Source organism: Streptomyces sp. NPDC101393, from assembly GCF_044767385.1.
In the GTDB taxonomy this organism is placed as follows: Bacteria; Actinomycetota; Actinomycetes; order Streptomycetales; family Streptomycetaceae; genus Streptomyces.
Genome location: NZ_JBIWNU010000009.1, coordinates 132,304 through 145,509, shown reverse-complemented (window position 1 = coordinate 145,509; position 13,206 = coordinate 132,304). Strand labels below are relative to the sequence as shown.

Here is a 13,206-nt window from a genome sequence, read left to right as displayed (position 1 = left end):
CGGGTGCCGCGCCTCAGCCGCGGTAGCTCTCCAGCAGCCGCAGCCAGACCTCGCTGATCGTCGGGTAGGCGGGTACCGCGTGCCAGAGGCGCTCCACGGGGACCTCGCCGGCGACCGCGACGGTCGCCGCATGCAGCAGCTCGCCGACCCCCGGGCCGACGAACGTGGCCCCGAGCAGCACCTCGCGGTCCAGGTCGACGATCATCCGGGCCCGGCCGCGGTAGCCGTCGGCGTACAGCGAGGCGCCGGCGACGGCGCCGAGGTCCTGGTCGACGACGCGGACGCGGTGACCGGCGCGCTCCGCCTCGGCGGCCGTCAGACCGACCGAGGCGGCCTCGGGGTCGCTGAAGACGACCTGCGGGACGGCGCGGGTGTCGGCGGTGGCGGCATGCGCGCCCCAGGGGTCGGACTCCAGGATGGGGACCCGGCGGGCGCGGGCCACGATGGCGGCGCCCGCGATCCGGGCCTGGTACTTGCCCTGGTGGGTCAGCAGCGCGCGGTGGTTGACGTCGCCTACCCCGTAGAGCCAGCCGTCCGGCAGACCGGCCACCCGGCAGCTGTCGTCCACGTCCAGCCAGCCGCCGGGCTCCAGGCCGACCGTCTCCAGGCCGAGGTCGTCGGTGCGCGGGGCGCGGCCCGTGGCGATCAGCAGTTCATCGGCGATGATCTCGTCGCCGGTGTCGAGCACCACGGTCACCGCGCCGCCCGGTGCCTCCCGGCGCACCTCGGTCACCTCGACCCCGATGCGCAGGAACACGCCCGCCTCGGCGAGCGATTCGGCGACGAGGTGGCCGGCGAACGGCTCCATCCGGGGCAGCAGTCCGTCACCGCGTACGAGCAGGGTCACCGAGGCGCCCAGGGCGCGCCAGGCGGTGGCCATCTCGACGCCGACGACACCGCCGCCGACGACGACCAGGCGGCCGGGCACCTTCTGCGCGCTGGTGGCCTCACGGCTGGTCCAGGGCCGGGCGGCGGCGAGTCCGGGGATGGGCGGGAGCACCGCGCGGCTGCCGGTGCACACCGCGACCGCGTGCCGTGCGGACAGGACCCGGCCGTCGACGACCACCCGCCGGGGTCCGTCGAGCCGGCCGTGCCCGCGTACGAGGTCGATGCCGGCCGAGTCCAGCCACCGCACCTGCCCGTCGTCCTTCCAGTGGGAGGTGAAGGTGTTGCGGTGGGCGAGGACAGCGGCGGCATCCAGGGGGCCGGAGACGGCGTTGTCGATGCCGGGGACCCGGCTCGCCTCGGACCGGGCGGTGACGGGGCGCAGCAGGGCCTTGCTGGGCATGCAGGCCCAGTAGGAGCATTCGCCGCCGACGAGTTCGCTCTCCACGATCACTGCGCTCAGACCGGCGGCGTGCGCCCGGTCGGCGACGTTCTCCCCGGTCGGTCCGGCCCCCAGCACGACGACGTCGTACGTCGCGTCGGCTGCGGTCGCTTCGGTCGCTGCCATCGGCTCTTCGCTCCCTGGGCAATGGGTGGCCGGGAGGGCCCGGCGGGTCCTGGGGTGTCGTCAAGGACATCCTCGGTCCCGCGGCCCGTCAGCGCATCCGGCGTTCGACCGCTTCCTTGGCCTCGACGAGGTCGGCGCCGGTGATTTCGCGGTACACCTTGATGGCCTGGATCTTCTTGTCGCCGCGCAGCAGCTCGTCGACCTCGGCCATCCGCGGCTCCTCGGGCGCGGCGGCGCCGACGTGCGCCATCAACTGGTCCAGCTTCCGCTCGATGCGCTGGAGCCTGCGCTCGGTGCGCTTGGCGCGGGTGTCGGCGAAGCCGGACAGCAGGAGGACGACGAAGAGCAGGACGGCTATCGCGGGGAGGATGGATTCCATGGTCGCGAACTCTACGAGACCCCTGCCCGAGCCATGAACACGACAGTCGCCGCCGGGCCGTGCACGGTGCCGCGGACGGCCGGTGCGCCGTCCGTGAGGATCTCGCATTCGGCGTAGGCGCCCGGCCCTTCGAGGGTGAGCGTGAGCATCGGCATCGCACCCACCCCGCGGGCGTCCGTCACCGCGAACCAGGGGAGTTCGGGCCGGGAGACCTGGTGTTCCCCGCCGGAGTCGGCGCCCGGGGCCTGGACCGCATAGGTGATGTCGTCGACGCCGTGGCCGGTCACGCGGAAGGTGACCGTGCCGTCGCCGGGTCGGTGCGGGTCGTGGATCGTCATGAGGCGGTCAATCCTTCCGGTGACGGGCCGCGCATCCGGCCCCGCCCGTCGGGGAGCCGGAGCGGGGCCTCAGAAGAGCTTGCCCGGGTTGAGGATACCGAGCGGGTCGAAGACGCCCTTGATGCCTTGCTGCAACTCCAGTCCCACCGGGCCCAGTTCGCGCGCCAGCCACTCCTTCTTCAGGACGCCGACGCCGTGCTCGCCGGTGATCGTGCCGCCCAGTTCGAGACCCAGCGCCATGATGTCGTCGAAGGACTCGCGGGCGCGGCGGGACTCGTCCGGGTCGTCCGCGTCGAAGCAGACGGTGGGGTGGGTGTTGCCGTCACCGGCGTGTGCGCAGACGCCGATGGTGAGGTCGTACTTCTCGGCGATGGCGGCGGTCCCGTCGAGCATCTCGGCGAGCCGGGAGCGCGGCACGCAGACGTCGTCGATCATGGTGGCCGATTTGACCTGCTCCAGCGCGGTCAGGGTCAGCCGGCGGGCCTGGAGCAGCAGGTCGGACTCGGCGGCGGTCTCGGCGGGGACGACCTCGGTCGCGCCGGCCGCCGTGCACAGCGCGCCGACGGCGGCGAGGTCGGCGGCCGGCTCCGGGGTGTCGAAGGCCGCGAGCAGCAGCGCCTCGGTGCTGTCCGGCAGGCCCATCTGCGCCATGGCGTTGACGGCGCGGATGCTCGTGCGGTCCATGAGTTCGAGGAGTGAGGGGGCGTGGCCGCGGGCCATGATCTCGCAGACCGCCTCACAGGCGGCCGCGGTGGAGGGGAACTCCGCGGCCAGCGCGAGCTGTTGGGGCGGCTCGGGCTTGAGGGCGAGGACGGCGCGCACGACGATGCCCAGGCTGCCTTCGGAGCCGACGAAGAGGCGGGTGAGGTCGTAGCCGGCGACGCCCTTGGCGGTGCGCCGGCCGGTGGACAGCAGCCGGCCGTCGGCGAGGACGATGTCCAGGCCGAGGACGTACTCGGCGGTGACGCCGTATTTGACGCAGCACAGGCCGCCGGAGGCGGTGCCGATGTTGCCGCCGATCGAGCACTGCTCCCAACTGGAGGGGTCCGGCGGGTAGTACAGGCCGTGTTCGTTGACCGCGCGGGAGAGGACGGCATTGACGACGCCGGGTTCGACGACCGCGATCCGGTCGACGGGGTTGATCTCGATGATCCGGTCCATCTTGACCAGCGAGAGCACGATGCAGCCGTCGGAGGCGTTGGCGGCGCCCGACAGGCCGGTGCGGGCGCCCTGCGGGACGACCGGGACGCGGCGGGCGGTGGCGGTGCGCATGACGTGCTGGACCTGCTCGACGGTGCGCGGCAGGACGACGACTGCCGGGGTGCCGGCCTCGCAGAAGCTCGCCATGTCGTTGGCGTAGGCGCCGGTGACGTCGGGGTCGGTGAGGATCGCTTCCGCGGGAAGTCCGGCGCGCAGGTCTGCGATGAGGTCCATGGGTCAAGCGTCGCATTCGTGCGCCGTACACGGAAGATCACGGACCCGAGGATCGCGGACCCGGGGACCGCTCACGGGGCGGCGCGTCGGCGCCGGCGGGGCCGCAGGCGGCGAAGCGGCCCGGTACGGCGCTCAGGGCGTCGTACCGGGCCGCGGGCGCCGCCGGGGAGGCGGGCGGCGCTTGGGGACCGCCGTGGGCCCCGGGGCGCGGGTCAGAGGTTGCCGCGGAGCTCCTGCTCGCGCTCGATGGCCTCGAAGAGGGCCCTGAAGTTGCCCTTGCCGAAGCCCATCGAGCCGTGCCGCTCGATCATTTCGAAGAAGACGGTCGGCCGGTCCTGGACGGGCTTGGTGAAGATCTGCAGCAGATAGCCGTCCTCGTCGCGGTCGACGAGGATCTTCTCCTGGCGCAGGATCTCGACGGGCACCCGGGTCTCGCCCGCCCACTCGCCGAGGGTGTCGTAGTACGAGTCGGGGGTGTTGAGGAACTCCACACCGGCCGCGCGCATCGCGCGGACGCTGGCCACGATGTCGTTGGTGGCGAGCGCGATGTGCTGGACGCCGGCGCCGCCGTAGAACTCCAGGTACTCGTCGATCTGCGACTTCTTCTTCGCGATCGCCGGTTCGTTGATCGGGAACTTGACCTTGAGGGTGCCGTCGGCGACGACCTTCGACATCAGGGCGGAGTATTCGGTGGCGATGTCGTCGCCGACGAACTCCTTCATGTTGGTGAAGCCCATGACCTTGTTGTAGAAGGCCACCCACTCGTTCATCTTGCCGAGTTCGACGTTGCCGACGCAGTGGTCGATGGCCTGGAAGCGGCGGGCGCCGGGCGTCACGAGCGGCTCGGCCGCGACGAAGCCGGGCAGGTAGGGGCCGTCGTAGCCGGTGCGCTCGACGAGGGTGTGCCGGGTCTTGCCGTAGGTGGCGATGGCGGCACGGACGACGGTGCCGTGCTCGTCCTTGGTCTCGTACGGCTCGTCGATGCCGGTGGCGCCGTGGGCGACGGCGTAGGCGTAGGCCGCGCGGGCGTCCGGGACCTCGATGGCGAGGTCGATGACGCCGTCGCCGTGGGCGGCGACATGGTCGGCGAGGAAGCGGCCCCAGTCGGTCGACGGCTTGATGACGGAGGTGAACACGAACCGGGCGCCACCGGATTCGAGCACGTAACTGGCGGTCTCGCGGCTGCCGTTCTCCGGTCCGGAGTAGGCGACGCGCTGCATACCGAACGCGGTGGCGTAGTAGTGCGCGGCCTGCTTGGCGTTGCCGACGGCGAAGACGACCGCGTCCATCCCCTTGACCGGGAAGGGGTCCGCCTGCCGGGCCGTACCGGGGGTGGTGGGCTGGGTGTGCATCGTGGTGTCTGCCATGGCCGCAGAGTCCCCCCGATCCACAAGGTGCGCAATAGTTTGCGTATCTACTGGGCACTATGCATAGCAGTCCGGGGGTTTCGCCGGGCTATCTGTACAGGATGACCATCGAAATCGGAGGGACCGGCGATGGCGATCGATCATTTGGACGGCGCGCTGCTGGAGCTGCTCGCCCGGGAGCCGCGGATCGGTGTCCTGGAGGCCTCCCGGCGCCTCGGGGTGGCGCGCGGGACGGTGCAGGCGCGGCTGGACCGCCTTCAGTCGAATGGAGTGATCAGGGGCTTCGGGCCGGACGTGGACCCGGCCGCACTCGGCTATCCCGTGACCGCATTCGCGACACTTGAGATCAAACAGGGTCAAGGCAGCGACGTCCGTGCTCATTTGACGACCGTTCCCGAGGTGTTGGAGCTGCATACAACGACGGGACATGGGGACATGCTCTGCAGGCTCGTCGCCAGATCCAACGCCGACTTGCAACGTGTCATCGACCGTGTTGTGGGCTTTGATGGCATCGTGCGGGCCTCGACGGCGATCGTGATGGAAAATCCGGTGCCGTTGCGCATCATCCCGCTGGTGAAACAGGCATCAGGGGACTGACAAAGGGAGAGCGCCGAGTGAGCTTCTGGGAGTACGTCGGCACCCGGCATACCCAGCTGCTGACGGACACATATCAGCACGCCAGCGCGGTCTTCCAATGCATGGTGATCGCCACCGTGCTGGGCGTCGCCCTCGGCGTGGCCACCTACCGCAGCGAATGGGCGGGCAACCTCGCCACCACCGCGACCGCCACCATCCTGACGGTCCCGTCCCTGGCCATGATCGGTCTGCTCATCCCGATCGTCGGCCTCGGCGTCGCCCCCACCGTCATCGCACTCACCCTGTACGGACTGCTGCCCGTCGTACGCAACGCCATCGTCGGGCTGCGGGGGGTGGACCCCACCCTGGTGGACGCCGCCAAGGGCATCGGGATGTCCCGCGGCGCCCGGCTGCTGCGCGTCGAACTGCCCCTGGCCTGGCCGCCCATCCTCACCGGCATCCGGGTCGCCACCCAGATGCTGATGGGCATCGCCGCGATCGCCGCCTTCGCCTCGGGCCCCGGTCTCGGCAACGAGATCTTCCGCGGCATCGCCTCCCTGGGCAGCGCCAACTCCCTCAACCAGGTGCTCTCCGGCACCCTCGGCATCGCCGTCCTGGCCCTGCTCTTCGACGCCGTTTACGTCCTGATCGGACGCCTGACCATCCCCAGGGGGATCCGTGCCTGAGACGTCCGAGCCGACCACCACCTCCGGCGCCAGCATCCAGCTGGAGAACCTGACGAAGATCTACCCGGGCAACTCCAACCCCGCAGTGGACAGCGTCAACATGGAGATCAAGGCCGGCGAGCTGGTGGTCTTCGTGGGGCCCTCGGGCTGCGGCAAGTCCACCACCCTGAAGATGATCAACCGGCTGATCGAGCCCACCTCCGGCCGCATCCGGATCGGCGACGAGGACGTCACCGACATGGACCCGGTCAAGCTCCGCCGCAAGGTCGGCTACGCCATCCAGTCCTCCGGCCTCTTCCCGCACATGACCGTCGCCCAGAACATCGCGCTGGTCCCCAAGATGGTGGGCTGGTCGAAATCCAAGGTCAAAGGCCGGGTCGAGGAGATGCTCGACCTCGTCGGCCTGGACCCGGCCGAATTCCGCCACCGCTATCCGCGCCAGCTCTCCGGCGGCCAGCAGCAGCGCGTCGGCGTCGCCCGCGCACTCGCCGCCGACCCGCCCGTCCTGCTGATGGACGAGCCGTTCGGTGCCGTCGACCCGATCACCCGCGACCACCTCCAGGACGAGCTGATCCGGCTCCAGCACGAACTCCACAAGACCATCTGCTTCGTCACCCACGACTTCGACGAGGCGATCAAGCTCGGCGACCGCATCGCGGTGCTCCGCGAACGCTCGCACATCGCCCAGTTCGACACCCCCGAAGCCATCCTCACCAACCCCACGGACGACTTCGTCTCCGGATTCGTCGGCGCCGGCGCCGCCCTCAAGCGGCTCAACCTCACCCGCGTACGCGACGTCCCCATCGTCGACTTCGCCACCGCCGCCGTGGACGACCCGCTCCAGGACATCTTCGACCTGCTGCGCTCCGGCAGCACCAACGAGGTGTTGCTGCTGGACCGGCACCGCCGTCCCTACAAGTGGCTGCGGCGCGGCGACCTCTCGCGCGCCAAGGAGTCGCTGGCGCGGGCCGGGACGCTGGTGCACGACACGGTGACCCGGGACGCGACACTGCGCGACGCCCTGGAGGCGGTGCTCACCGACAACGCCGGGCGGGTCGCGGTCACCGGGCGGCGCGGCGAGTACATCGGCGTCGTCGACATGGAGACGCTGATGAACAACGTCCATGAACTCCTGGAGGCCGACCGGCTGGACGCCGCCGAGCACCAGCACGAACTCCAGGACCAGCGGGACCGCAGGACGCACCTCGCGCAGGAGGGTGCGGACGGCGCGGACGGCTCCCAGGGGGTCACGGCATGACACCACGGGACTCATACGACCCGGCCGGCCCGCGCCGGCGCCGGCCACCGGGCGAACGGGACCGGCGCGGGCCGGCGCACCACGAAAACGTCCAGGTCGAGGAGCGCACGGAACGCGAGGTCGCGACCGGCGAGGCGCCGACGCCCGGCAGCCCCCAGGGCGCCCGCCGCATCAGCTGGCAGAAGTGGACCTTCATGCCGGCCTTCCTGGTCGTCGCGCTGCTCATCACCTGGCTGTGGTTCCGCGGCGCCCGCCTGGACTCCATCGCCCACCAGGCCGTGGACAACGGCAAGGTGTGGCTGGCGCTGCGCCAGCACGTCCAACTCACCGTGATCTCCACCTTCTTCGTGCTGATCATCGCCATCCCGCTGGGCATCGCGCTGACCCGCGCCAAGCTGCGCAAGGCCACCCCGGTGGCGATGACCTTCGCCAACCTCGGCCAGGCAGTCCCCGCGCTGGGTCTGCTGATCCTGCTGGTGATCTGGCTCGGCATCGGCGCGCGCTCCGCCATCGTCGGCATGGTCATCTACGCCGTGCTGCCGGTACTCGCCAACACCATCGCGGGCCTGCGCGGCATCGACCCCACCCTCACCGAGGCCGCCCGCGGCATCGGCATGTCCCCCATGGGCGTGCTGCGCAAGGTCGAACTGCCGCTGGCCGTACCGCTGATCCTCGCCGGTGTCCGCACCGCGCTCGTCCTGAACGTCGGCACCGCCACCCTGGCCACCTTCGGCGGGGGCGGCGGCCTGGGCGACCTGATCTCGGCGGGCATCGTCACCCAGCGGATGCCCGTCCTGATTCTCGGCTCCGTACTGACCGTGGCGCTCGCCCTGCTGGTCGAATGGCTGGCATCGCTCGCCGAACTGCTGCTGCGGCCGCGCGGCCTGGAGGCAACGACGTGAGCACCCACCGAAGCCGCGCCCGCCGGGCCGGGCTGCTCGCCGGCGCGCTGCTCGCCACCGTCGCGCTGGGCGGGTGCGGGCTGGTCAGCGGCAGCGCGATGAGCGACGACGTCTCCCCCGGGGCGAACGCCGGCTACCCGGGCCGCCCCCTCGCGGGCGCGGATCTGACGGTGACGTCGAAGGAGTTCACCGAGCAGATCGTGCTCGGCCAGATCATGGGCATCGTCTTCGAGGCGGCCGGCGCCGACGTGATCGACAAGACCAGCATCCAGGGGTCGATCGGCGCCCGGGAAGCGGTCAAGTCCGGTACGGCGGACGCCACCTACGAATACACCGGCACCGGCTGGATCACCTACCTCGGCCACGCCAAGCCGATCACCGACCCGCAGAAGCAGTGGCAGGCCGTCCACGACGAGGACCTCAAGAACGGCATCGTCTGGCTGCCGCCGTCCAAGCTCAACAACACCTACGCGCTGGCGCTGAACGCCGCCAACCAGAAGAAGCTGGGCGTGCGCACCCTCTCGGACGTGGCGGCGCTGTCCAAGAAGAACCCCGGCGCGGTGTCACTGTGCGTGGAGAACGAGTTCGCCGCCCGCAACGACGGCTACCCGGGCATGGCGCGGGCGTACGGCATGAAGGTGCCGGCCTCCAACATCCGCAAGATGACCGGCGGCGTCGTCTACACCGAGACGGCCAAGGGCGGCACCTGCGCGCTCGGCGAGGTCTTCACCACCGACGGCCGGATCAAGGCGATGCATCTGAACGTCCTCGCCGACGACAAGCACTTCTTCCCCAACTACAACGCCACCCCCGCGGTGAACGCCGACTCGCTGAAGAAGTACCCGTCCATCCCCAAGGTGCTGGCGCCGATCACCAAGGCCCTCAACAACGCCGTCGCCCAGCGGCTCAACCGCCTGGTGGACGTGGACGGCCAGGACCCGCACAAGGTGGCCCTGGACTGGCTGGTCGAGGAAGGCTTCGTGAAGGAGGGCTGACCGGGCCCGGGGGCCGGGCCGGGGATCTTCGCTAGCAGGCGGGGACCTTGCCGCCGGTCCGCAGGGCCTCCAGGGAGCCCACCGCGCCGTCGAGGGTGGTGACGGGGATCAGCCGCATGCCCTTGGGCAGCTCGGCCCGCGCGTCCGCGCACTCCTTCCGCGGGACCAGGAAGACCGTGGCCCCGTCCCGGTGCGCCGCCTGCGTCTTGAGCGGGACGCCGCCCACCGCGCCGACCTCGCCGCCGGCGGTGATGGTGCCGGTGCCGGCGATCTTCTTCCCGCCGGTCAGGTCCTGCCCCGCGCCGTCGCCGTCGAGCTTGTCGACGATGCCGAGGGCGAACATCAGCCCGGCACTGGGCCCGCCGACGTCCGCGAGGCTCAGCTTGACCTTGATGTCCTTCGCGGACTTGTGGAGGTGCCCGAGGGCGGCGCTGGTGGCCGAGTCCTGCGACTCCTTCATCTGCGCGGCGTTGTGCTCGGCGATCTCCTCGGTGTTGTCGCCGACCGGATAGACCGCCTCCCGCGGCATGACCGCCTCGTCCGTACGGAACCAGCCCTTGACCACGTCCGAAAGGCGCACGGAGGCGTCGGGGCCGGTGGCGACGATCGAGGTCATCCGCAGCTCGCCGCTGGTCCTGCGGGTGCCTGCGCCGGTGATGGTGATCACCGGCTTGCCCTTGTCGTCACCGAGGACGTTCGCCGTCATGCCCGGATAGGCGACCGAGAACGGCAGCGGTGCGAGGGCCACGGTGACGAGGAGGGCGAGGACGAGGGCGGTGCAGACCGCCAGGGCACGGGCGCGTGAGGACACCGTGCCACCCTAATTGAACCCTGCACGGACCGGCTCACCCGGCGCCGCGGAACCGCTGCCGCCCCGCCCGCGCACCGCCCCGGACACGCCCTAGCGCAGCGCCTCGGCCACCTCCCGTGCCGCGTCGACCACCCGCGGCCCGACCCGCTCGGAGACGGTGTCGGCGAGCATCACCACGCCGACGCTGCCCTCGATGCCGCTCACCCCCAGCAGCGGCGCCGCGGCCCCGCTCGCACCGGCCTCCAACTCCCCGTGGGTCAGGGCGAGTCCGGCGTCCTGGGTGCGCCCCTGCCGGGCCTTGAGGATCGCCCGTCCGGCGGCCCCGCGGTCCAGCGGATGACGGAAACCGGCCCGGTAGGCGACGTGGTAGTCGGTCCAGGTCGGCTCCACCACGGCGACAGCGAGCGCTTCGGTGCCGTCGACGAGAGTGAGATGTGCGGTGGCCCCGATGTCCTCGGCGAGCGAGCGCAGCGCGGGCAGCGCCGCCTCTCTGACGAGCGGATGCACCTGGCGGCCCAGGCGCAGCACGCCCAGGCCCACCCGGGCCCGGCCGCCGATGTCACGGCGTACCAGGGCGTGCTGCTCCAGAGTGGCGAGCAGGCGGTAGACCACGGTGCGGTTGACACCGAGCTTGTTGGACAGCTCGGTGACGGTCAGCCCGTGGTCGGTGTCGGCGAGCAGTTTGAGGACACGTAGTCCCCGGTCGAGCGTCTGGGAGGTCTCCGCGGTCACGACGCCCCCTCCTCGTGTGAGTGGCGGCACTCGGGCGCGACGCGCTGCAGGTCCCGGAGCAGCGCGCGCAAGAGGCCGCCGGCCGCTTGGCACCGGCTGCGCTCCGCGGCGGCGCTGCCACGGGGCGTGTGCGTGACGGGGACAGTAGCGAGCCGGTCCGGTCAGCGGAAGAGTCCGTCCAGAATCCGGGCGCCCGCGCCCGGAATATCCCCTCTGGGCCATACGGAACGGCCGTATCGCCCCGGTGAGAGGACCGCAGCGTTACCGATTCGTTATGCGAGGTCGCGGGCCACCACGGACCGCGGGACGGAAAAACCGGCCCGAAAGCGGAGGTCCGCCGGCCGGCGGCGGGGCGGTGAGCTCACCGCCCCGCGCAGGTCACCGCATCCGGGTGGCCCACTCCTGCACCTTCTTGATCCGCTCGCTCAGCTGCCCCGCGGTCGCCTCCGCGCTCGGCGGCCCGCCGCACACCCGCCGCAGCTCGGTGTGGATCACGCCGTGCGGTTTGCCGCTCTGGTGCACATAGGCACCCACCAGCGTGTTCAGCTGCTTGCGCAGCCCCAGCAGCTCCTTGTGCGTGACCACCGGGCGCCGCTCGGCCGGGATCTCCAGCAGGTCCGCCTCGGTGTCCGGCTTCTTCTTGCTGTGCGCGATCTGCCGGGCCTGCCGCTTCTGCAGCAGCATCTGCACCTGGTCGGGCTCCAGCAGCCCGGGGATGCCGAGGTAGTCCTGCTCCTCCTCGCTGCCCGCGTGCGCCTGCATGCCGAACTCGGCACCGTCGTAGAGCACCCGGTCGAAGACGGCCTCGGACTCCAGCGCCTCGAACGAGAACTGCTCCTGCTCGCCGGTGTCCTCGTCCTGCTGCTTCTCCGCCTCCTCCATCTCCTTCTCGGATTCGGCGTACGGGTCCTCCTCGCCGTCCTTCTTCGGCTTGTCGAGCACATGATCGCGCTCGACCTCCATCTCGTTCGCGAACTCCAGGAGCATCGGGACGGTGGGCACGAAGACGGAGGCCGTCTCCCCGCGCTTGCGGGACCGTACGAAACGGCCCACGGCCTGCGCGAAGAACAACGGGGTGGAGATGGTCGTGGCGTAGACACCGACCGCGAGCCGCGGCACGTCGACGCCCTCGGACACCATCCGGACCGCGACCATCCAGCGGTCGTGGGAGTCGGCGAAGTCGTCGATGCGCTGCGAGGCGCCGGTGTCGTCGGACAGCACCAGGGTGGCGCCGGTGCCGGTGATCTCCCGGATCAGCTTCGCGTACGCCCGCGCCTGCTCCTGGTCGGAGGCGATCACCAGCGCCCCGGCGTCCGGGATGGCCTTGCGCACCTCGGTGAGCCGCCGGTCGGCGGCGCGCAGCACGTTCGGCATCCAGTCGCCGCGCGGATCCAGCGCGGTACGCCAGGCCTGCGAGACGGCGTCCTTGGTCATCGGCTCGCCCAGGCGGGCCGCGATCTCGTCACCCGCCTTCGTCCGCCAGCGCATGTTGCCGCTGTAGGAGAGGAAGATGACCGGCCGGACGACGCCGTCGGAGAGGGCGTTGCCGTAGCCGTAGGTGTAGTCGGCCGAGGAGCGCCGGATGCCGTCGTTGCCCTCTTCGTACGTCACGAAGGGGATCGGGTTGGTGTCCGACCGGAACGGGGTGCCGGTGAGCGCGAGCCGCCGGGTGGCCGGCTCGAACGCCTCCAGGCACGCCTCACCCCAGGACTTCGAGTCACCGGCGTGGTGGATCTCGTCCAGGATGACCAGCGTCTTGCGCTGCTCGATGCGGTTGCGGTGCAGCATCGGGCGGACGCCGACGCCCGCGTAGGTGATGGCGACGCCGTGGTACTCGCGGCCCAACGGGCCCGCGCTGTACTCCGGATCGAGCTTGATCCCTATCCGGGCCGCTGCCTCCGCCCACTGCTTCTTCAGATGCTCGGTGGGCGCGACGACCGTCACCTGCTGCACGACGTGGTGGTGCAGCAGCCACGACGCGAGGGTGAGCGCGAAGGTCGTCTTGCCGGCGCCGGGCGTCGCGACGGCGAGGAAATCCTTGGGCTGGGTCTCGATGTACCGGTCCATGGCCGCCTGCTGCCAGGCGCGCAGCTTGTTCGCGGTACCCCAAGGGGCCCGTCCCGGGAAGGCCGGGGACAGGTGGTGGTTGTTGGTGGCGCTGGTGGTGGTAGTCACGGTCTCCGTCGGGCTGAACTCGGCGATCGGCAACCGCGTCAGCCTACCGGTGCGGCTCGCCCTCGTCCGGGCGAGCCCGCGTGTTCCGCACAAGTGGGCC

13 protein-coding genes are annotated in these 13,206 nt (G+C 71.0%); 5 read left to right on the top strand and 8 right to left on the bottom strand.

Translation table 11 applies throughout. From position 1 onward, the window contains the following. Positions 1-13: 13 nt before the first annotated feature. The 5 genes from ACIRQ7_RS27770 to hppD all read right to left on the bottom strand — a co-directional run bounded on the left by ACIRQ7_RS27770 (position 14) and on the right by hppD (position 4,971). Positions 14-1,453 (bottom strand): dihydrolipoyl dehydrogenase family protein, encoded by a 1,440-nt coding sequence (locus ACIRQ7_RS27770; RefSeq protein ID WP_403667936.1) that lies wholly within the window; start codon positions 1,451-1,453, stop codon positions 14-16. 88 nt (positions 1,454-1,541) lie between these two features. Further along, complete coding sequence (locus ACIRQ7_RS27765) at positions 1,542-1,832, bottom strand: ribosomal protein L7/L12 (protein ID WP_404265397.1); 291 nt, start codon at positions 1,830-1,832, stop codon at positions 1,542-1,544. A gap of 11 nt (positions 1,833-1,843) precedes the next feature. Beyond that, positions 1,844-2,170 (bottom strand): hypothetical protein, encoded by a 327-nt coding sequence (locus tag ACIRQ7_RS27760; protein ID WP_404265396.1) that lies wholly within the window; start codon positions 2,168-2,170, stop codon positions 1,844-1,846. Between the two features lie 69 nt (positions 2,171-2,239). Continuing rightward, positions 2,240-3,604 carry an FAD-binding oxidoreductase gene (locus tag ACIRQ7_RS27755; RefSeq protein ID WP_404265395.1) on the bottom strand — a complete coding sequence of 455 codons (1,365 nt, stop codon included), beginning with the start codon at positions 3,602-3,604 and terminating at the stop codon, positions 2,240-2,242. Between the two features lie 212 nt (positions 3,605-3,816). Then, entirely contained in the window at positions 3,817-4,971 is a 1,155-nt protein-coding gene (gene hppD / locus ACIRQ7_RS27750) for a 4-hydroxyphenylpyruvate dioxygenase (RefSeq protein WP_401469564.1), read from the bottom strand. A 129-nt stretch (positions 4,972-5,100) separates the two neighbouring features. Here hppD and ACIRQ7_RS27745 point away from each other — a divergent pair, with 129 nt between their 5' ends. The 5 genes from ACIRQ7_RS27745 to ACIRQ7_RS27725 are packed head-to-tail and all read left to right on the top strand — an operon-like array spanning position 5,101 to position 9,388. Next, positions 5,101-5,568 (top strand): Lrp/AsnC family transcriptional regulator, encoded by a 468-nt coding sequence (locus ACIRQ7_RS27745; protein WP_401469561.1) that lies wholly within the window; start codon positions 5,101-5,103, stop codon positions 5,566-5,568. A gap of 17 nt (positions 5,569-5,585) precedes the next feature. Continuing rightward, a complete protein-coding gene (locus tag ACIRQ7_RS27740; protein ID WP_401469558.1) occupies positions 5,586-6,233 on the top strand; it encodes an ABC transporter permease in 648 nt (215 codons plus the stop codon). Next, positions 6,226-7,491, top strand: coding sequence for an ABC transporter ATP-binding protein (locus ACIRQ7_RS27735; protein ID WP_404265394.1), 1,266 nt, complete (start codon positions 6,226-6,228; stop codon positions 7,489-7,491). Before ACIRQ7_RS27740 ends, ACIRQ7_RS27735 begins: the two co-directional genes overlap by 8 nt. Next, positions 7,488-8,393: an ABC transporter permease gene (locus ACIRQ7_RS27730; protein WP_404265393.1), complete on the top strand. Its 906-nt coding sequence runs from the start codon at positions 7,488-7,490 to the stop codon at positions 8,391-8,393. Before ACIRQ7_RS27735 ends, ACIRQ7_RS27730 begins: the two co-directional genes overlap by 4 nt. After that, positions 8,390-9,388 (top strand): glycine betaine ABC transporter substrate-binding protein, encoded by a 999-nt coding sequence (locus tag ACIRQ7_RS27725; protein WP_404265392.1) that lies wholly within the window; start codon positions 8,390-8,392, stop codon positions 9,386-9,388. The genes ACIRQ7_RS27730 and ACIRQ7_RS27725 overlap by 4 nt, the downstream gene beginning before the upstream one ends. Before the next feature lie 31 nt (positions 9,389-9,419). On the opposite strand, the gene ACIRQ7_RS27720 is transcribed toward ACIRQ7_RS27725, so the two are convergent. The 3 genes from ACIRQ7_RS27720 to ACIRQ7_RS27710 form a co-directional block, all read right to left on the bottom strand. After that, positions 9,420-10,199 (bottom strand): S16 family serine protease, encoded by a 780-nt coding sequence (locus ACIRQ7_RS27720; protein WP_404265391.1) that lies wholly within the window; start codon positions 10,197-10,199, stop codon positions 9,420-9,422. A 90-nt stretch (positions 10,200-10,289) separates the two neighbouring features. Continuing rightward, the gene (locus ACIRQ7_RS27715) at positions 10,290-10,931 is read right to left on the bottom strand and encodes an IclR family transcriptional regulator (RefSeq protein ID WP_401469543.1); all 642 of its coding nucleotides are present in this window, start codon (positions 10,929-10,931) and stop codon (positions 10,290-10,292) included. A gap of 378 nt (positions 10,932-11,309) precedes the next feature. After that, positions 11,310-13,106 (bottom strand): DEAD/DEAH box helicase, encoded by a 1,797-nt coding sequence (locus ACIRQ7_RS27710; RefSeq protein WP_404265390.1) that lies wholly within the window; start codon positions 13,104-13,106, stop codon positions 11,310-11,312. Between the last annotated feature and the right edge of the window lie 100 nt (positions 13,107-13,206).

What these genes read in the sequence shown, in the direction of transcription:
- ACIRQ7_RS27770 (WP_403667936.1), bottom strand. Translation starts at nt 1,453, where the DNA reads ATGGCAGCGACCGAAGCGACCGCAGCCGACGCGACGTACGACGTCGTC.
- ACIRQ7_RS27765 (WP_404265397.1), bottom strand. Translation starts at nt 1,832, where the DNA reads ATGGAATCCATCCTCCCCGCGATAGCCGTCCTGCTCTTCGTCGTCCTC.
- ACIRQ7_RS27760 (WP_404265396.1), bottom strand. Translation starts at nt 2,170, where the DNA reads ATGACGATCCACGACCCGCACCGACCCGGCGACGGCACGGTCACCTTC.
- ACIRQ7_RS27755 (WP_404265395.1), bottom strand. Translation starts at nt 3,604, where the DNA reads ATGGACCTCATCGCAGACCTGCGCGCCGGACTTCCCGCGGAAGCGATC.
- hppD (WP_401469564.1), bottom strand. Translation starts at nt 4,971, where the DNA reads ATGGCAGACACCACGATGCACACCCAGCCCACCACCCCCGGTACGGCC.
- ACIRQ7_RS27745 (WP_401469561.1), top strand. Translation starts at nt 5,101, where the DNA reads ATGGCGATCGATCATTTGGACGGCGCGCTGCTGGAGCTGCTCGCCCGG.
- ACIRQ7_RS27730 (WP_404265393.1), top strand. Translation starts at nt 7,488, where the DNA reads ATGACACCACGGGACTCATACGACCCGGCCGGCCCGCGCCGGCGCCGG.